We start from the raw sequence: 20,257 nt of genomic DNA, 5'->3' as shown, positions 1-20,257 counted from the left end.
CGCGACTCATGAGTGCTCGGTTATATGCGGGCCAATTGGTTGTGCGGTAGATTTTGTGTGTAGGCTTCTTCATTTGAAAATTATATCGCTGAAAAAGCCTTTACAGATAGGTTTGTGCAACAAAGCCACTTAATTCTAATTATTATTATTTATAAAAACAACAATTATAAAAAATAAGGGCTGATAAATCAGCCCTTATTTTAAACTACTTTTTAATCAACAATTAAGTTAATTGAGCAGCAGCAATTTTCTTAGTATCAACGTCTTTAGCAGCGTCAGTATATTCGCTCATCTTGTCGAAGCTTAAGTATTGATAGATGTCAGCTGACATGCTGTCAATTTGAGCTGCGTACTGTTGATATTCTTCTGGAGAAGGTAATTTACCCAATACAGCAGCAACAGAAGCAAGTTCAGCAGAAGCCAAGTAAACGTTAGCACCTTGACCTAGACGGTTCGGGAAGTTACGAGTAGAAGTCGATACACAAGTTGTGTTCGGAGCTACACGTGCTTGGTTACCCATACATAATGAACAACCTGGCATTTCAGTACGCGCGCCAGCTTTACCATAAATGTTATAGAAACCTTCTTCCATCAACTGATGTTCGTCCATACGCGTAGGTGGAGCAATCCACAAACGAGTTGACAACGCACCACCAGGAACTTTTTCTAACAACTTACCAGTCGCACGGAAGTGACCGATGTTAGTCATACAAGAACCAACGAATACTTCGTCAATTTTTGCGCCTTGAACATCAGAAAGAAGTTTCGCATCATCTGGATCATTCGGGCAGCAAAGAATAGGTTCTTTGATGTCTGCAAGATCGATTTCATACACTTTGGTGTATTCAGCATCAGCATCTGCTTTGATCAGGCTTGGGTTAGCCAACCATTTTTCCATGTTCTCAACACGACGAGCCATCGTACGCGCATCGCCATAACCTTCAGAAATCATCCACTTCAACATGGTGATGTTTGAACGAAGGTATTCAGCAACTTTCTCTTCAGAAAGTGTGATAGAACAACCAGCAGCTGAACGTTCAGCAGAAGCATCAGAAAGTTCGAATGCTTGCTCAACAGTCAGGTCAGTTTCCATTTCTGTTAAGTCGATCTCAAGGATACGACCAGAGAAGATGTTTTTCTTACCTTTCTTCTCTACAGTTAAGTCACCTTCCTTAATTGCGTAGTAAGGAATTGCATGTACAAGGTCACGTAGAGTGATACCAGGCTGCATTTTACCTTTGAACTTCACAAGTACAGATTCAGGCATATCAAGTGGCATAACACCAGTTGCTGCAGCGAACGCTACAAGACCAGAACCCGCCGGGAATGAAATACCGATTGGGAAACGAGTATGCGAGTCACCACCAGTACCAACAGTATCTGGAAGAAGCATACGGTTTAACCAAGAGTGAATAATACCGTCACCTGGGCGTAAAGACACACCACCACGGTTCATGATGAAATCAGGAAGCGAGTGTTGCATTTGAACGTCAACTGGTTTTGGATACGCAGCTGTATGACAGAAAGATTGCATAACAAGGTCAGCAGAGAAGCCCAGGCAAGCCAAGTCTTTCAATTCGTCACGAGTCATTGGACCAGTTGTATCTTGCGAACCAACAGTAGTCATCTTAGGTTCACAATAAGTACCTGGAAGTACACCTTGACCTTCAGGAAGACCACAAGCGCGACCAACCATCTTCTGAGCTTGAGTGAAACCTTTGCCAGTTGCAGCAGGCTGAACCGGAGTACGGAACATTGTAGATACTGGAAGACCTAAAGCTTCACGCGCCTTAGTCGTCAAACCACGACCTACGATCAGGTTAATACGACCGCCAGCACGAACTTCGTCTAGAAGAACTGGAGTTTTAAGTTCAGCTTCAGCGATTTGCGCGCCGTCTTTGAACGCAGTTACTTTAGCAGCAGCGTGATCGATCTTAAGAACGATTTCATCGCCCATGTTCATGTTAGCAACATCGATCTCGATCGGTAACGCACCAGCATCTTCCATCGTGTTGAAGAAAATTGGAGCGATTTTAGAACCTAGGCAGTAACCACCGTCTTTTTTGTTCGGGATGTGCGGAATGTCGTCACCGAAGAACCAAAGTACAGAGTTAGTTGCAGATTTACGAGATGAACCTGTACCAACAACGTCACCAACGTAAGCAACCTGGTTGCCTTTCGCGATCAATTCTTTAATTTGGTTAAGTGGACCCACTTCACCAGGAACTTCTGGATTGATCCCGTCACGTACGTTTTTCAACATTGCATTTGCGTGCAATGGAATGTCTGGACGGCTCCAAGCGTCTTGTGCAGGTGACAAGTCGTCAGTGTTGGTCTCGCCAGTTACTTTAAAAACAGTCAGTTTGATTTCTTCAGGAACGTCTTTACGGCTAGTGAACCATTCAGCGTCTGCCCAAGACTGCATAACTGCTTGAGCATTTGCGTTACCAGCTTTTGCTTTATCAGCAACGTCATGGAATGCATCAAATACAAGAAGCGTTTTTTTCAATGCTTCAGCTGCAAGTTCAGCAAGCTCAGCATTGTCTAAAAGTTCAACTAAAGGCGCTACGTTATAACCACCAAGCATAGTACCTAGTAAGTAAACAGCACGTTCTTTAGAAACGAGTGGAGAGGTTGCTTCGCCTTTTGCCAATGCAGCTAAGAACGCAGCTTTTACATATGCAGCTTGGTCAACACCTGCTGGTACACGGTTTTCAAGCAAATCTACCAAGTATGCTTCTTCACCAGCTGGCGGGTTTTTTAGTAGTTCAACTAATGCAGCTGTTTGGGCATCGTCAAGTGGCTTCGGTGGGACTCCGAGTGCGGCACGTTCTTCAACGTGTTGGCGGTAAGCTTCTAGCACAGTGTTATTCCTCTTTTTTAAAAAATTACTTATGAATTCCTGCTTATTCCAAGCTTCATAAATAATATGGACTCCGAAATTTTACTAAATTTCCAGTTAAAAGTTAATGCAACTCAAGTGTTTCTTCGTGATGCTCGTTATTTTATAACTAAATGATGCTCTTAATGATTATTCCATAATCAGTTCCAGCTTACACCACACGAAACAAGCCCATGAATAGGCCCTTTTAACTGAATTTAATGCATAAAAAAGGCAACCCTGATGTTGCCTGATTTGACGTTAAAAAGATACTCCACCTTAGTGTACAGTGGTCGAGTTTAAATACTGCTGATATGAGTCTCGGCAGCCTTGGAATTTCACCACGCATTCATCTTCACAGGTTGTACTGTGATTATTGCTGGCAAAGGAAATATCAATCTGATAAAGCTTTTTATCTTGTTCTAGCATCTTCTTTAAAACGACTTTGTCACCAACGCTGAGTACATAGCGACTGCCGCCAATAATGACCACACCTTCTTCATCTTCCAGCAGTAGATCAGAATGATGCAAATATCTTACGACTTCCATATTGTGCTACTCCTTGGTTAATTGGAGTTAAATTCATTATTCAATATAAAGATAAGTATTTCTATATTTTAGATTTAAAAATTGTCACAAAGTGTACATTTTTTGCTTAGGCTATTTCTATTTTTCAGTCTTTTGAAGATGTGTATATTTAAATACGTTTAATGGGAAATATGAGTTGAATGATTTTATGCAGATTACAAACCGTTCCTTAGAACGGTTTGTAATCTGGTAATTCATCATGCGGTGTCGCAATACACTTTGCAGTAAATTCAGCGCGGACTTTTTCACGGGCTGCTTTTACATCTACCTTAATCTCTTCGGCTGGAATCGCATAGACTTCATCAATAATATTCAGGATAAAACCTTTGGTGGTTTCATCATCGATCTTGTTGGCATGCTCGATTGCTTTTTCTTTCTCAATCGCATTCTGACGATCCAGCATAATGGTACGCGCCGCATTTCCGACACTTCGACAATAACCTTGCCACTGCTCTTCAGGGGTTAAGGGTTTCTTCTCGGCACAACCGGCAAGCGCCAGCATAAACGATAAAGCCAATAACTTTTTCATGAATTTCTCCTTCCGAGGGGCAATATAAAAGATCGGGGAAGATTTGTCATTTCAAAATGCCAGTTGTAATGAATTAAAAAAAGCCCATCAATGGGCTTTTTCATTTTATGTGATTAACCGCATGAAGCTTGAATAATCTTTTTGCTTGCAGGATCTACGGTGACAGTCACTCGTTCTTCACGATAATCCATAGTCACCGCTTGACCCGGTTCGACCATACGTACAATTTGTGCCTTGGTTTTCTGCTTGATTTGCGCTTCAGTCAAATTGGACTGACCGACCAATTCCGCTGCCTGATCAGCAATACATTTAGGTTGATTCATGTGCAGTAATTCCCACTCCTCGACCACCTGACCATTCTTTAAATGGCAATATCCGACCTGACCATTGCTTTCAGTACGAATTTCAAGCTTGCCACCCTGATTGACACAATAAGCGCTTGCAGGATTCGCTGAACCTATTTTAGGAGCTTCCGTCTTAGATTGCGGCGTGGTAGTACATGCGCTTAAAGCGACAGCCAGCAAACCGAACAGCATTGTTTTTTTCATGAGAGCCTATTCTTCTTCAATAATTCTTCACCAATTTAGCATATTTCCTGGTCCTTGCCAGACACAAGTCTGTGTACATTTTTAACCGTGCTTTTTCATTAAAGAATGGAAATAACACATTTATGAATTAAGGACTTCAACGCTATAAACTCTCTCAATGAACAAGATAAACAGAAGAGAAGAGCCTCTACAAAATACGAAAATTCCGAATGAATCGCCTAAACCAAGTGATTATGCATTTCAATAGCATTGCATTGTCATTACATCATTCAAATATGCCTTCACTTTTAAATTTGTGATCTGTGCTGGATTGATTTAATATTTGATTGAATTTTAAACTTTCTATTGGCATGACAGACGATCCTCAACTCTCCCTCAAGGAATATCTTGCTACGGTTCAGGAAGTGGTCAAACTCACTTTCGATACACCAGTATGGGTCAAAGCCGAGATTCGTAATCTAAGTATTAAAGCCGGCCATTATTATCTGGAGCTGGCAGAAAAAGAAGCCGACAGCGATCAGGTGATTGCCAGTTGCCGAGCGACCATCTGGAAATTTAGTGCCCAGAAAATTGTCACGCAGTTTGAACGTGAAAGCGGAATTGAGCTGAGTCGCGATCTGAAAGTGCTGATTAAAGTCAAAGCCAACTTTGATCCGCAATATGGCTTTTCTTTAAATATTGTCGAGATTGATTCGGGCTATACCTTAGGAGATATTGCCCGGCGTTATCAGCAGATTGTTGAGCGGTTGACGACTGAAGGACTGATTCAACGCAATAAAAACTTGCCCAGTCCTTTTGACCTGAACCGGATTCTGGTGATTGCTCCCGAAAATGCAGCAGGCCTGGGAGATTTTAAAAAAGATGCCGATGCACTTCAGCGTGCGCAGGTGTGTGAGTTTATTTACTACAGTGCGACTTTTCAGGGAAATACTGCCCCGCAAAGTATTATGCAAAATCTGGCGCAAGCGCTCAAACAATGGGCACAGACTTATAATACAGCACCGGATCTGATTGTGATTATACGAGGTGGTGGCGCAGTCAATGATCTGGCTTATTTGAATGATTATGATCTGGCTGCCCTGCTTTGTAAACGTTCGGTGCCGGTCTGGGTCGGCATCGGGCATGAAAAAGACCGTACCATTCTGGATGAGATTGCGCATCGCTCCTTTGATACTCCGAGTAAAGTCATTGCAGGAATCCGCAATCATATCTTTGAACTGACCCAAGATGTCCTGAATTATCTACAGCGCATTCAGCGTTTATCTCAGCAACAGATTCAGGCTTATCAAAATCAGAATGATCAATTTTTGAAACTGATTCAAAGTCTGGCCAATAACCAGATTATGGATGCCCTGCAACGTCTGCAACAGATCAAAGCCAATACTGCCAGTCTGGCCCAGCAGCATACCCAGCTAATTAATCAGCAGCTCGATGCCTTGATGCGGGAAACGCTACTACAAAATCCTAAACATGTTTTATCCAAGGGTTATGCCATCGTGCGCCAGCAAGAACATGTGGTTGCATCTATTCAACAGATTCAGCCCAATGATCTGGTTGAAGTCGAATTGCATGACGGCATTTTTTCAGCACAACTTATACAGGTATTTCCTCATGAATCATGATACTTTGAGCTTCCAACAAGGCTATGACATCTTGAAAAAGAATGCGGAACTGCTCGAATCTCAGCAGGAACCGGATATTGATAACTTGATGAAAATCGTGGAAGAATCCATGACTGCTTATAAAGCTTGCAAGGCACGGGTTGACGCGGTTCAAACTGCGTTAAATGAGACGTTTAAAGATTAATTGCACCCCATTTTAAATATTTTCTTAGGCTATTCTGCTAGATTGAATTGACATAAAAGCTCTCATGAATGAGGGCTTTTTTATTAAGTGAAAAAAATCATTTCAATGACTATTTAAATTTTCTAGATGGGGATTTTGATCAATCCGCTCAATTCTAAATGGGAAATATTGTATTTTCATTCTCATCCACCAGACGATAAAAAAGCCCAATATTAAATTGGGCTTTTTATTACTCTTCAATTTCTATCGGATCACCGTCTTCAGGGCGAATATGACGCGTCCCATCATCCGCAGGATCAACACTAGAACCATCTTTGGTAATAGCATTGTACATTTCATCCTCTTTCTTATCATCGATAAATTCTTCATCTTCGAAATCTTGAGGCTCACTATCGTCGTCAAAGTTCAAAGGCTTTTCTTCATTTATCATGGCGATCCATCACTTATTTAACCAATAAAATATCATGCTCAAATATTTGAAAGATTCATTCAAGAGTCAACGATGATCATTTGTGTAACTGAATAAACACAATAGTCATTGGAACATTACTTTTCTATCGACAAAAAAATGCCTCCTTAGGGAAGGAGGCTGAAATTGGAAAGAAACTACAGCGATAGAATCTATTCATGCATTATATATAAACTTATAATTTATACATTAGCATAATATTACATTAATTTTTCAATTAAAAAGCCCGCTTACTCTTTCAAATAAGCGGGCTAGTGCTGTAGTCACTTTCTTCGTATTATTTGCGTCTTCTTGTTTTCGCAAAATGACTATAGCACTGTGAATTTATCAATAAAGTATAGGGAGTATTAATAAACTGTTCTCTTACATTTGCTTTAAGTTACTTTTCGTTCAATAAGCTGTACATATTAAAAAAGCCCACCTTTCGATGGGCCTTTCCCTTTATCACTTTTGCGCTGATTCAGGTATGTTGTCAAAGTGAGCAACGACTAGAGAATAAGCAAGCTATTGATAAAAATATATAAATAGACCATTAGTATAAGAAAAACTATGCTTGTTAAATTGATTGACGATTTTAACCTTCAACGACACCTTATAGCTGACTTAATTTGCTAGACATATAAGTTAAAAATAACGTCTTATCCTGAAAATCAGGCATTTCAAACACCCAAAAAATGTAATTTTTAGATCTCAATTTAAGTTTCACATTCACAGTCTTTACTTGAATCATTGCATCCTCATGCTGCATTTCTGCGAATAATTCTAAAATCAGGGCAAAGAATCTCAGTTTGTTGACTGTGTTGTATTTTGTTGGTTTATATATTCTCAAGGCTTCAGAATATATAAGCTCGCACCATTCATTTCCATCTTCATCATCCATTAGTTCTCATTTAATTATTTAAAATAGATCACGAGGTAGGTTTATAACATGGTGGCTATAATTAAACTGCTTTTAATCTGAATATTAGAATTATAAATTTTTAGAAAATAAAAAAGCCCATCTTCCGATGAGCCTTTTTGGAAAATATATCGTGAAGAACTAAGCTGCAAATTCTTGCAGTACAAATCGTTTTACACTTTCATCAAAGTCAGGTTTTGAAAGAGCAAGCTTGCCATTTTTCATAGTTTTATAACAATAACTCGCTGCTACTCCCATACCAACCAAAGTCAACAACTTCATTGCTCACCTCTTTACTGGGAAGATTTGAATACAAAGTTATCATTCAAATTTGTAGTTTTCCAACTCAGTTTCGATTGTTTTCTGTACTACATGTTAATGAATGTATGAATAATAAATGAAAACCTGCCGGATGATGTGTTTGCTTAAAGTCTTTCAACTAGTGGTTAATTTGTGTATCTATCCAGTTAAGGAAATTTTCCTTATTACTGAATTCTGGCATAGACCCTAAATTTATAGTCTCTTTGGCCCCAAATTTTCCAGCGACAGTATTCGGTGCTTGAACTCTGAAATCCAGAGGATCACTTTCATGTAAAGCTCTAAAATACTCTACCGCTTTATCAAATTCACTTTTATCCTTAAAACCTGGTCGTTCCTTTAAAAAGTCATAAACTTGTTCTAGAGCTGGTAGATAATTATTTTTAGGCATTCTGTTTTCTCTAAAATGTTGAGTTTTATGATGAAGACCTATTTTGAATGAATAATGATAAGAATATTCCCTTATTTCTTAGAGTTTATGTAAATCATGATGATTTGAGAGTGAAATCCAAATTCTGGAGTAAGCTGATAAAAAATGAGCGTAAACATACACTCATTTTTACTACATTTTCTGATGCATGCTTAACTGACCTGCATTGCTTTAAAATAAGGTCTATTTTATTGAACAAAGTGCAAATGTCGGCTGCTCTATCAGTAAAGATCAGATGCACTTTAAATGCGCCAGTTTAAGGTTCAAGCCTAATTAACGCTATGAATATCAAGTTCATCATTGGTGGTCAATACAACAGAAGCCAAAATTGGAATGCCCAAAATGAAAGGTACAGCGAAAATCCATAGAACTACGGTTACATCCGATTTAAAGAAAAATTGAATGGCTAATGCAGTCAAAATAAGTACAGAAAATAGAATCGCAGCAAAACGGATGATAAATTTAGTCGACATGCGAAGATGCTCTTATGCGTGAAATCGTATTTTCAATATACACCTATTTTTATTATGGTTTTATTGATTTTCAGTCTGTTATTGCATATTTTAATTGATTTTCTATATGTGATAGTTGAATTATACGATGATCAGTTTTCTTCACCCTGAAGTCTCATCCTAAATTCTTTCTCTACTCGTAACTCTATTGTCATATATGTATAGAGATTGAATTTAGAGATCAATGCTTCTGCTGACTATGACATCAATCTACTTTATAGCTAATAAAATCTTTGTGCTGTCTCCCAATAAAAGAGCCCTAAAATTTTAGGGCTTTTTTATTGCTTAAATTAGAAGCGCCAATTATAGAACAAGTCAATCGCACGTTCTAAAGACTGACTCGCTTCCAGATACAAGCGCTGATTTACCTGATAGCGTAAAGTGAGCTTATTCACCGGTGTAAATACCCCGACTCCATAACGGAGATATAAATCAGGCGTAATATAACCAGTCACAGAAACCTGGGTATCATCTCCTGTACCTTGAGCATCCAGAGCTAGACCAGTTAAGCCAAAACTGCGCCCGATCTGGTTGGTCAGTGCGCGGGTGCTACCCAAGCCCAAACTAATCCCCGCAGCAGCGATCGTATTATTCACATCGGATCTAAATCCTTCAGCCTGGCTTAAACCAGATACACCCTCATTAACACGACCGGTAATCAAGGCATTCAAGGCTTCCTGTTCTGACAAGCCCGCATCATTATAAATCTGAATACTTGGACTCGATGCCGTCCCCGTTACCCGTACCCCGACCGTACTACCCTGAACCGATTTATTGGCATCAATGTCCAGCGTCGGATTGGTAAGTTCACCATTAAAACGCGCGATAGCACGATTCAGGTCCAGACTTTGGCCATAGGCTTCGATTTTCACTCGTTGTGACACCCCGATTGCACCATTGGCACGCATTGCAGTTTCCAGACCACGCTGTGACAGATTGACTCGACCCAATAGCGGAATACGACTGTCAAAGCCCTGGAAGATGACCTGATTCCCTAAAGAAACAGCTACATCTGCCCGGATATCCCAAGGACGTGCTGACTTCAAGATCGCCAACTGATCATCACCTTCACGCACGACCCGTACATCTGAAGATAAACCGACTACAGGTTCTGAGGCTTCTGGCATTGAAATCAACGCACGCGGTACATCGACTGTGCCACTCAGACTCAGTTTTTTATTAAATGGATACATGTCCAGAGTCAAATCAGGTGTCACCACAGCAGTAATTAATGGTGCCTGACGAATCAGCAGATTGTCACCTTGCAGTTTTAACTGCACTCGCGGATCGCCTTTCCAGTCGACCGATCCGGTTAATTTACCCACACCACGACCACTGTTAAATGCGCCATTGATACTGGCAGAATTCTGACGTATGGATGAGTAAAGTTGTACGTTGGTCAAGTTCACCGGCAAGGAGATCATGCTAATCGAAGCATCTTTGACTCGAACCTCACCCTCAAGTAAGGGATCCGTTAAAGTTCCGCTAATTTTTCCGGCATAAGATAAAATCCCGTCCAGATTACGGATGTCCTGAATAAATGGCTTAAAGACCTTGAGCTGTACCTGGTTAAAGGCAATTTCACCACGCATCGGTTTACTGTCCCGATATGGATCAATAATGACATTGGCATAGCCGGTTCCGATATCCGGTGTTTTGACATCCAGACGAAGTTGCAAGCCATCTGCCACGCTTTTTGCGACCAACCCGACTTCATCATATTTAAGGGTAGAACCCAAATAATCTGGATCTTCAGAAGATAGGCCTACCACACCATTACGCGTCACCAGACGCGCGTCAATTTTAGGTTTGGCACCTTGTGCCCAGGCAGCCTTGGCATAACCATTAACTTTACCTGTCAACGCCAATCCATCAGGCAGGAATGCACTGAAATCTTCCAGATCAAGGTTTTGGGTAATAAAAGAGGCACTGCCACGGGTTTTGTTGACCCTAATCGGCTGATCAAAACACAACTGGCTTTGCTGACTCATCCAGCAATGAGCACCAACAAACAGATCCGATTGAGCAGTGTTATAAATCACTGCTGCATTTTGACGTTGCACCAGACGGGCACGTAAAGAGTCAAAATCACCTTTTTGAATCTGACCCAGCCAGTTATTTTGGGCATTAAAGCCACCGGCGAGCTGTACAAAGAATTTTGATAGGCGGTTTTCTGCCTGCACTTTGAGAATGTGTGCAGCACGAGTACCAGCCAATGATATCTCACCGCGTACAATCTCGCGTGAACCGCTACGCAGGCGATCCATTGTCGCGGTCAATAAAGTTGGTGTGCTTTGCGATGTCGGTAACTGTCCGCGAACACGAACTTTCTGCACGCTAAACAGGTTTTTAAAGGCAAAATTATCGATAGACAGATTAGCAGAAGCCTGTAACCGTGGTTGTGCCTGCATATTAATATAGCCCTGCGCGCGACCTCTTAAACCTGGATATAATTCAAACAGTGCTGGTGCATTGACTTTCAATTGGAGATTCTGTGCATTACCGGTCGCCTGAATCTGGTTGCTGGCATAAGACAGGAACAGGTTATTGGCTTCGAACTGCTGTGGTACAAAACCGCGCTGGTTTGAATTGATAATGACCGATAAATTACCTGTACCACGTACCGGTTTATTATTCAGCATACCCGCCAGATTCAAGCGTTGAATCTGAATACGTTTTAAGGCATCTGACCAAACGCCTTGGGTTTGCACATTGCCAGACAATTCGCCTTTCAGTTTGGCATTAAAATATTGCGGCTTAAAGCGGATTAAGGATGCGTTGATATCCCAGCCAATACCATTCGCCAGATTGACCAGACCACTGGCATTAATCTTGCCAGCCACACCATCATGACGGAATTCATTGATTTTCAACATTTCCGGGGTACCTGAAACGCGCAGTTTCAGCATACCCTGACTGGCTTTAAGCTGACTGGCATTTAAAGCACCATCATAATTCACCGCATAACCTTTAAATCCGCCACCCGCTTTTTCATTATGGAATAACAAGGCAATGGTGCTGTTTCCAGTCAAACGTACGGTTTCATTTTGCTCCGCCAGTCGTCCGGTCAGGTCGACACTATTCAGTTTAATAATCTGCTGATTCGGTTGCGCATAACCATTGGCTTTAATCTGGCCATTCAAACGATCTACCGGTGAAGCTGCGGCAATACTTTGGGTATTCAAATTTTTGGCATTTAATATCGCGGTCCATTTTAACTGACGTTTTTCCTGTGGCAGTTCAATCCGTGCATTGCCGCTTAAGCTGCCTGCCTGTGCATTGGCACTGTAATTAAAGCTCGGGACATTCAGGATATTTTTGTTCAGATTGAGCTTAGCCTGATACATGCCTGCAGGCAGAAGACCTTCTTCATGCTGCTCGACTTTAGTTGCCACATGAATATTCTGCTGACCTTCGACCAATGCCAGTTTAACATCGCCAGACTTACTGCTGAGCCAGCCCACATAAGGTACGGCGCGATCAATATTTTTCCAGGCAACATCCAGTAGCATCGGTTGTATTTTATTGCCCTTGACCGGATTTTGATCCAGCTTCAGATTCCAGCTTTCATAGCGGTCAAAATCAACCAGTCCGGTAAGGTGCAGGCCATTTTCCAGATTACCCGCAGAAGCGATATTGGCATCCAGACTTGGCGGCAAGAAATCTTGTACGACTTGCGGAATGCGCTCATGTTTAGGATCAATCCCATTCAAACGCCCAGCCAAATCCCAGCTGACCCGGTCTTTCCAGCCCACTGTCCCGGCAAGGCTGACTGCGCCTTTCATCAACTGACCATTCAGATCGGTAATATTCAGCTGATTGACCAGATCGGTATACATCACCGCACTATACTGACCTTGCGGAATATTTTCCCCAATCAGGTCAGTCTGGACATTCAGATCTAGACGTTGGATATCACCATTGAACTCGGCAATGCCGTCTTTGGTAAACAGTTTCTGTTCGGCTAGAATAGGCCAGTGATAATCCTTGAACTTCAACTCGCCGCGCATCGGTACCTGAGGACGCATCGGATGCACGATAACCCAACCGGTTAATAAATCAGGCGTATTGGTCGCTACGCCGGCCTGAATCGTGTCCAGTGTTCCACGTGCCCTCACCTGAATATCATGAATATTCAAGCTATCTCTTAAGGAAGGCAGATTGACGATGCCCGTAGCATCTAGAGGGTATTTGCCTTCAAACTGCATTTTACCCGTGGCTTCACGTACTGACAGATAGCCCATATCCATCCGGGAATCTTCAAAATTTAATTCGGTGCCAGACCAGAGCGCCTCATTTAATTCAATATTATAGAAATCAACTGCATTGGTCTGGGTTTTAATGACCAAATGATCCAGCAGTAAATGATCAACGCGCAAGATAAAAGGCAAACGGATAGCATTAAACTTGAACGGTTCGCCCGTTGATGGTTGCTTGTTAATAATTTGCAGATTGAGGACATCGGCTTCAGTCAGATGAATTTCTTTTTTGACAATCGCGCGCCAACCCAGTTTTACATCAGCACGATCAATTTTGACATCGACCGGTTTCAGGCTGACCAGCACATTTTTAAGAATAATCCCGCGCCATAAATTACCGCCTTCATATTCATATTGAATAATTTGCTGGCGTTCTAGCACTTGATCCAGCAGGAATTTACTGCCTTGATTGGTCGAAAATAGTAGAGCCAGCACAGACAGCAGAAAAATCAGCGAAAAAAGCACCGATAATAGGATGCTTCTGAATATACGGCGCTTTTTCGGCACAACGCTATCTTGTGGTTCTTGTTCTGGCTGTGGTTGGTTCTCGACCATGATCTACCCAAATAACTATTTTTTAAAATGATGTTTTATAACTGCGATCCAATAAAGAAATGTAAACGAATCGGATAATTGTCATCAGACAGTCCAGTCGCAACATCTATACGTATTGGCCCAATCGGTGAAGCCCAACGTACACCCACACCCGCGCCATATTCGGTCGGATTACTGAATTCTTTATTATAGGCATTTCCGGCATCTGCAAAGACCGCAGCACGCCAGCCTTCCTTAAACTGATAATTATATTCTAATGAAGCCACGCCCAAGGCCTGCCCGCCCACTTTAAAGCCGTCAATTTCCGGAGAAAGGCTCTTGTAGTCAAAACCGCGGATACTCTGGTCACCACCGGTGAAATATCTCAGGTTATACGGTACTTTGGCAAAATCTTGAGTAAAAATATAACCCGCGTCGGCACGCCCAACAAACTGATGGTCTGCATTTTCACCCAATGAATAGATAAAACGCCAGCCCGCATTCACAATGGCCATATCTGCATCAGAGAGTAAAGCCTCACTGCCCAGTTCAATCTTATAGGTCTGTTTGAAGCCTTTGGTTGGGTTGACCCGACGATCGCTCTCGGTACGTGAGACTTCATAACCGACTAATAGGGATTGCTGCTCATCTTCGGTATTAAAGCGAAAAGCTTCAGGAATCTGGTTAAAGTCGACAGAACCATCCTGCTTCAAGCGATCCAGACGATAACGTGCGCCGAAAGTCCGTTGCCAGCTACCACGTGGATTTTTGATAATCCGGTCTGCACCTAAGACTGCCGATTCAATCAACAGGCCTTCACCCTGTGCGACACCTTCACGCTCTTCACGCTCATACCCCCCCACAATACTGACATAGTCATTCAGCGGATGGTGATAGGGAATGTTATAACGTCCATCAATGGATTGGCGGATACCTGATAGCTCCATGTTGGCATCAAACGAATGTCCACGCTTATTCACAATGGCACGACGATATTGACCACGTAAACGGATATCGGTATCTGTGCCATAACCCAGACCCACTTCAGCACTGTTTAAACGGTCTGCATTTAAAGTCACAATCACTGGAATCTTTTTCTCTTCCCGTGCCTGTACTTTTAAACGATCCTGTTCATTCTCTTTGGTTTGCTGCTCAACCCGCAAAGTTCTTAAATTTGCACTTTCCTGATCGCGGCTACCGGCAAACTGGTCTTCATCTACGACATTCTGGGTCACTTCCTGAGAAGAGGATACCGAGCGAGCTGGTTGCATCGTAGCAGCCTGATCTTCACTCCGTTTCTGTTCTTCAATCAGGCTTTGAATATCGGGTGCCAGTTCCAGCTCTTTATCAAGCGGATCAGGGCGAATCGCATCTACCAGTGTATAATTGAAATAGCGTGAGTTGGTTAGGTTGTTGGCCAGGCTATTCACCCGCCAGAAGGTATAATCTGCACCCTCTGTCCAGGGAACCAGACTTTCCAGTACGTCTCGGTCCAGCGGAAATTCCTTTTCAGGATCGCTCATTCTGAACTCGACATTGCCTAATTTATAACGTTCACCCGTTTCAAAACGCAAGTTCACATCGGCAGTATTTTGTGGCTGAGCAATCTTTACATCATGCAGACGCCAGAATGAATCAAAATAACCATTGTTATTGGCTGCTGTGGTAATGCGTGTCTTGGTTTTTTCATAATTGCCATGATTGAAAATATCGCCTTCTTCCTGTTCAGGCAAAAGACTGATGACCTGGAATTGTGGCTGTTCCGCACCCTCTCCAGTAAATTCAATATTTTGACTGCTGATCAGGACCGGTTCATTTGGGGTCACAAAAACCCGAACCCGACTGTCAGAGATTTTTTCAAACCTGAACTGAGCATTATAATAACCCACTGCCTGCGCTGCCTGTCTGGACAAGGTGCGTAATTGCGGCAAAGCCGAATTAAAGTCGCCAAAAGACTCTTGGGTAAAACTGGATAATTTGGCTTTGACATTATTTCTTAAATTCAGATGGCCTTCAGGTACATCTTTACGATTCAGCATACCGTTGCTTTGCGCCACACCTTGCCCATTTATGATCACCACATCTGCACTAATTCGAGGAACTCTTGCGGTCATGATCTGACGTGGAGGACGGATTTTATAAAATAGCCGTTTGAACAGATTTGGACGTTTATCATCCTCAGCAACCAACTGACCCGGCACTTCTGGCAAGGTCAATCCGGCTTCATTATTTTTTACAATAATCTGGCTGTCTGCCTGAATCGATTGCATCAACTGGTCGACATTGACCGGTGCCTGATTAATTTCCAGCAGTTCTTGCTGGCTGATATCAGCCACCACCGTTTCACTGGTCTGACTATTGCGATAGTTTTGTGCTTCCTGTTTGGCTTGCTCGGCTACCTGATAAATTTCATTGGCCATGTTCTGATCAATAGTCTGTACTGGCAGATCTTCCAGATCATCAAACTCGATCGGCGTAAATTCGCCCAGACCAGATCCTGCATTTTGCTGTTGTTCCAGCATCAACATGCTGTCAACTGGTACTTCCGGCTCCAAGGCTTCTTCAATTTTTTCTTCCGCTTCCGTTTTGGACGTGGCCACACCCTGACGAATCGCTTCTTTGGATAGCTCGTCCACCATTTCTGCCTGAGAAATGGCCACGGGTGTTTCGGGCTGTTCAGTTTGTGCCATGCTCTGATGGGATAACATCATAAAAAATATGCTCATACACAGCTGCATACCACTATGCTGTGGTATGAGAGGCCCCATACTGCGATTTAGCATCGTTTTTTTAAAATTTTTCTTTGCAGGCATAGCAAACTCTAAACGAATACATTCTTTAATTGATTATTTGACCGAAAAATATAAGCTAAGGAGCTTAATTAATTGGTTTTTACCTTTACATGGCTGAAAGTATCTTACATGATTTTTCTCAATGTTTACGCATAACTGACATTTCTTAATAAAACTTAATGTAGCACGGCCTATATGAACAAAAATGAACATTTGTTAGCTTCTCGGCGCTTTTTACCGATGTTTCTGACGCAGTTTTTTGGTGCATTAAACGATAATGTATTTAAACAGGCGTTACTGCTGGTCATCACTTATGGATGGATTCAACAGCAATCGGCCAACATCAGCACTTTAAATAATCTGGCGGCTTTACTGTTTATCTTGCCGTATTTTATTTTTTCAGCCACTGCCGGTCAGATTGCCGACAAATACGAACGTTCACAGCTAATTCGCTATCTTAAGCTTCTGGAAATTGCCATTATGTTGCTGGGAACTGTCGGTTTTCTCATGGGTAATTTATGGATTCTGTTATTTGCCCTGTTCCTGATGGGCACCCATTCCACTTTCTTTGGCCCGATTAAATATGCCATTTTACCTGAAGTGCTGAAACCAAATGAACTGATGTCCGGCAATGCCCTGTTTCAATCCGGAACTTCTCTGGCAATCCTGTTCGGTATGATTCTAGGCGGCGCAGTTATTGCAGCTTCTGCCGGCAACTTGATCTGGATCAGTTTAACCGTCATCAGCATCGCCTTGATTGGTTATATATCCAGTCGCTATATCCTGAAACAAAGTATTCCCGCGCCTGAGCTGCAAGTTGACTGGAATTTTTTCCGCACCAGCTTGCAGACCTTGAAATATGCCAAAAGCTTACCTCTGATTTTTACCATTTTACTGGGCAATTCATGGTACTGGTTTTATGGTGCAACCTATCTGACCCAAATTCCTCAGCTGACATTACAAAATCTGCATGCATCTGAAAATGTCGCCAGTCTCCTCTTAACCTTTTTTTCTGTCGGAATTGGTCTGGGTTCATACTTATGCCGTAAAATTGGCGGCAGTCAGGTCAATATCAAGATGGTGCCTTTTGGCGCGATCGGTCTGGTGGTCTTTGCCCTGTATCTGGCTGCGAGTCTGGCCTTTGTTCCGGAACGTACAGGTACATTAATTGGCCTGGCAGATGTCTTTCAGCAAGATTGGAGCTATTATCATGTCATGCTGGCTGTTACCTTACTCGGAATTAGCGGCGGTTTTTATATCGTACCGCTGTATGCCATGATGCAGGCGCATTCTCCCCGCTCACATCGTGCGCGTGTGGTTGCAGCAAATAACATTCTGAATGCCGTTTTCATGGTATCTTCTGCTATATTTTCTATTATTATTTTAAGTGTTCTAGAGCTTGATCTTAAAATACTTTTTTGTATTACCGCAGTATTAAGCGGCCTGTTTACTCTCTGGCTACTTTACCGGCTGAAACCAATGATCAAAACTGCAAAAGCACCCTTGGAAGATTAATTCATGCGTCAATATACAGGTCTCGATAAACTGATTCACTCTTTTGACCAGGCATTACGCAGTCTAGTCCCGGGCACGACCTCAGCACAACGTGAGAATCCGGCCCAACCGGTAGAAACGCAGTTAACGGTCAGTGATGCACGTCATGTGGCAGGTTTAATGCGGGTCAATCATAGTGGTGAAGTCTGTGCACAGGCGCTGTATCATGGTCAGGCCATGACGGCGAAACTCCCGAATGTGCGTCGCGAAATGGAACAGGCAGCGATTGAAGAACAGGATCACCTGGCTTGGTGTGAAGACCGCTTAAAAGAACTGGATAGCCATACCAGTCTGCTCAATCCGGTCTGGTACGGTCTTTCCTTCGGTATGGGTGCAATTGCCGGGATCGCAGGCGATAAATACAGTCTGGGTTTTGTGGCTGAAACAGAACGTCAAGTCAGCATGCATTTACAACATCATATTAGTCAGTTGCCACCGCAGGATGAACGTTCTCGTCGTATCTTGGAACAGATGAATGAAGATGAACTGCATCATCGGGATACAGCTTTAAACGCTGGCGGTGTAGATTTACCCGTTCCAGTCAAGATCGCCATGACCGGCATTTCCAAGTTGATGACCAAAACCAGTTATTTTATTTAAATAAAATTATTGCCGTTTTAGCCCACTCATTTGTGGGCTTTTTAATATATGTCAAATCTTGAGCAAGATAAAATTAACCCAAAGCATATCCCAATCTTATTACTTACAAGCTCTATAAAATAATAAAGATTCCCCCACAGCATCCTTTAATATTTTTTGCTCATTTCAGAAAGTAGGTCTAGCTGGATTTTCTGGATTTACGACAGCCTTTCCAATTGATGTGACAGCAGATAATCTAGCTTTCATGTAAATGCTCAATTTCTAGCTCGGCTTTTAAATCAATCTGATAATCATTTTACGATTATTTGTGGTATATGCTTGATTTGCTTTAGTCATTTTTACCATTCGTAAATCAATTATGTATCAAGTGCGTCTGATTTCTTGAAATTATGAATCTCACTTCGATTTTATCTTGGATTGATAAAATGCTCAGCCAAGCGCACGATGAGCTGATCATTCAAGATAATTTTCAGATCGATTCAATCCTACTATCTATACATGACTTAAATTTACTATAATCATGATGATAATAAAAAAGGGGCTTCATTGTGCGCCACTCATACCATCTTGAAAAACATTATATCGAACGTGCGGGCTGGCTTCGTGCAGCTGTACTGGGGGCAAATGACGGGATTATTTCGGTCACCAGTCTGGTGGTGGGTATTGCAGCCAGTGGAGCATCCACGGAAATTTTATTGGTGACCTGTGTTGCCGGATTGATTTCTGGCGCCGCATCAATGGCGGCCGGTGAATATATTTCGGTTAAATCCCAGCAAGATATTGAAACCAATGATCTACTCATGGAAGAGCGCGAACTGCAGCGCCATCCCACGCATGAGTTAAATGAGCTCAAAACGATTTATATACAACGAGGTCTGGAACCTGCTTTGGCACAACAGGTCGCTGAACAGCTGACCGACCATAATGCCTTGGATGCCCATGCCCGGGATGAAATTGGTATTTCAGCACATACCTCTGCCCAACCCTTTCTCGCTGCATTTTCTTCGGCTATGGCATTTACGGTAGGTTCATTATTTCCTTTAATTTCAATCATGATTTTACCGGAACATTATCTGGATAAAGGCGTCATGCTGATTGGTGTTTTAAGTTTGGGGATGATGGGCGCACTGGCAAGCTATGCCGGTGGAGTAAGTGTCTGGAGAGGTGCAGTTCGGGTCATGCTCTGGGGAATTATCGCCATGTTATTCAGCGCCTGGATCGGATCATTATTTAATGTGTCTGTTGCCTAAATATGTGTTTATTTTTTAGTTAGACACAGAATAGGATTGAACGGTTCCTCTATTAACATCACTGAAAAATGTTTTTTCAAAAACTAGCGGCTCTAACAAAACTTGAGTTTAATTAGGGTCTGTTGACATTTACTGTTCATAATTAACCCTATAAAGGTAGCGATAAAAATATACAGGCTAAAGCAACAGAACTTTGATAATTTCTTTTGAGCTTGTCATATCGAGTAGCTATTCCTCTAAATTGCTTTAATCTACAAAACATATTTTCAACTAAATGCCTGATTTTATA

At 42.1% G+C, this 20,257-nt stretch carries 16 protein-coding genes and 1 pseudogene; 5 read left to right on the top strand and 12 right to left on the bottom strand.

Annotated elements, in window-relative coordinates:
• Positions 1-223 precede the first annotated feature (223 nt).
• From FTT86_RS14380 to FTT86_RS14365, 4 genes are all read right to left on the bottom strand, one after another.
• Positions 224-2,863, bottom strand: a complete 2,640-nt coding sequence (locus FTT86_RS14380; RefSeq protein WP_005252103.1) for a bifunctional aconitate hydratase 2/2-methylisocitrate dehydratase — start codon at positions 2,861-2,863, stop codon at positions 224-226.
• A 297-nt stretch (positions 2,864-3,160) separates the two neighbouring features.
• Positions 3,161-3,430, bottom strand: coding sequence for a hypothetical protein (locus tag FTT86_RS14375; protein WP_005106642.1), 270 nt, complete (start codon positions 3,428-3,430; stop codon positions 3,161-3,163).
• A 208-nt stretch (positions 3,431-3,638) separates the two neighbouring features.
• Positions 3,639-3,998, bottom strand: a complete 360-nt coding sequence (locus tag FTT86_RS14370) for a hypothetical protein (protein ID WP_005103441.1) — start codon at positions 3,996-3,998, stop codon at positions 3,639-3,641.
• Between the two features lie 113 nt (positions 3,999-4,111).
• A complete protein-coding gene (locus tag FTT86_RS14365) occupies positions 4,112-4,546 on the bottom strand; it encodes an I78 family peptidase inhibitor (protein WP_005252105.1) in 435 nt (144 codons plus the stop codon).
• A 350-nt stretch (positions 4,547-4,896) separates the two neighbouring features.
• On the opposite strand from FTT86_RS14365, the gene xseA reads away from it, so the two are divergent.
• Both xseA and xseB read left to right on the top strand, forming a co-directional pair.
• Positions 4,897-6,168, top strand: coding sequence for an exodeoxyribonuclease VII large subunit (gene xseA, locus FTT86_RS14360; protein ID WP_005252109.1), 1,272 nt, complete (start codon positions 4,897-4,899; stop codon positions 6,166-6,168).
• A complete protein-coding gene (gene xseB, locus FTT86_RS14355) occupies positions 6,158-6,352 on the top strand; it encodes an exodeoxyribonuclease VII small subunit (protein ID WP_005252116.1) in 195 nt (64 codons plus the stop codon). The genes xseA and xseB overlap by 11 nt, the downstream gene beginning before the upstream one ends.
• Positions 6,353-6,581: 229 nt before the next feature.
• On the opposite strand, the gene FTT86_RS14350 is transcribed toward xseB, so the two are convergent.
• The 7 genes from FTT86_RS14350 to FTT86_RS14320 form a co-directional block, all read right to left on the bottom strand.
• Positions 6,582-6,782, bottom strand: coding sequence for a hypothetical protein (locus FTT86_RS14350; protein WP_005103446.1), 201 nt, complete (start codon positions 6,780-6,782; stop codon positions 6,582-6,584).
• Positions 6,783-7,413: 631 nt separating this feature from the next.
• Positions 7,414-7,701: a hypothetical protein gene (locus FTT86_RS14345; RefSeq protein WP_005252118.1), complete on the bottom strand. Its 288-nt coding sequence runs from the start codon at positions 7,699-7,701 to the stop codon at positions 7,414-7,416.
• A gap of 159 nt (positions 7,702-7,860) precedes the next feature.
• Entirely contained in the window at positions 7,861-8,001 is a 141-nt protein-coding gene (locus FTT86_RS14340) for a hypothetical protein (protein WP_004645377.1), read from the bottom strand.
• 157 nt (positions 8,002-8,158) lie between these two features.
• Positions 8,159-8,428, bottom strand: coding sequence for a hypothetical protein (locus FTT86_RS14335; RefSeq protein WP_005252119.1), 270 nt, complete (start codon positions 8,426-8,428; stop codon positions 8,159-8,161).
• A 308-nt stretch (positions 8,429-8,736) separates the two neighbouring features.
• On the bottom strand, positions 8,737-8,940 hold the full coding sequence (locus FTT86_RS14330) for a hypothetical protein (RefSeq protein ID WP_005103450.1): 204 nt from the start codon (positions 8,938-8,940) through the stop codon (positions 8,737-8,739).
• Between the two features lie 329 nt (positions 8,941-9,269).
• Positions 9,270-13,793 carry a translocation/assembly module TamB domain-containing protein gene (locus FTT86_RS14325; protein ID WP_005252120.1) on the bottom strand — a complete coding sequence of 1,508 codons (4,524 nt, stop codon included), beginning with the start codon at positions 13,791-13,793 and terminating at the stop codon, positions 9,270-9,272.
• A gap of 35 nt (positions 13,794-13,828) precedes the next feature.
• Positions 13,829-16,585, bottom strand: coding sequence for an autotransporter assembly complex family protein (locus tag FTT86_RS14320; protein ID WP_005252122.1), 2,757 nt, complete (start codon positions 16,583-16,585; stop codon positions 13,829-13,831).
• Positions 16,586-16,759: 174 nt separating this feature from the next.
• On the opposite strand from FTT86_RS14320, the gene FTT86_RS14315 reads away from it, so the two are divergent.
• The 3 genes from FTT86_RS14315 to FTT86_RS14300 all read left to right on the top strand — a co-directional run bounded on the left by FTT86_RS14315 (position 16,760) and on the right by FTT86_RS14300 (position 19,968).
• On the top strand, positions 16,760-18,079 hold the full coding sequence (locus tag FTT86_RS14315; protein ID WP_005252124.1) for an MFS transporter: 1,320 nt from the start codon (positions 16,760-16,762) through the stop codon (positions 18,077-18,079).
• Between the two features lie 3 nt (positions 18,080-18,082).
• Positions 18,083-18,718 (top strand): 2-polyprenyl-3-methyl-6-methoxy-1,4-benzoquinone monooxygenase, encoded by a 636-nt coding sequence (gene coq7 / locus FTT86_RS14310; RefSeq protein WP_005247248.1) that lies wholly within the window; start codon positions 18,083-18,085, stop codon positions 18,716-18,718.
• Between the two features lie 548 nt (positions 18,719-19,266).
• A complete protein-coding gene (locus FTT86_RS14300; protein WP_005097209.1) occupies positions 19,267-19,968 on the top strand; it encodes a VIT family protein in 702 nt (233 codons plus the stop codon).
• Positions 19,969-20,116: 148 nt separating this feature from the next.
• Here FTT86_RS14300 and FTT86_RS14295 read toward each other — a convergent pair.
• Positions 20,117-20,257, bottom strand: a pseudogene (locus tag FTT86_RS14295) (IS5/IS1182 family transposase); the annotation flags it as partial.

Source organism: Acinetobacter sp. YH01021, from assembly GCF_013420255.1.
In the GTDB taxonomy this organism is placed as follows: domain Bacteria; phylum Pseudomonadota; class Gammaproteobacteria; order Pseudomonadales; family Moraxellaceae; genus Acinetobacter.
The sequence above is the reverse complement of the archived record's forward strand: the minus strand, read 5'-3'. Positions and strand labels throughout refer to the sequence as shown.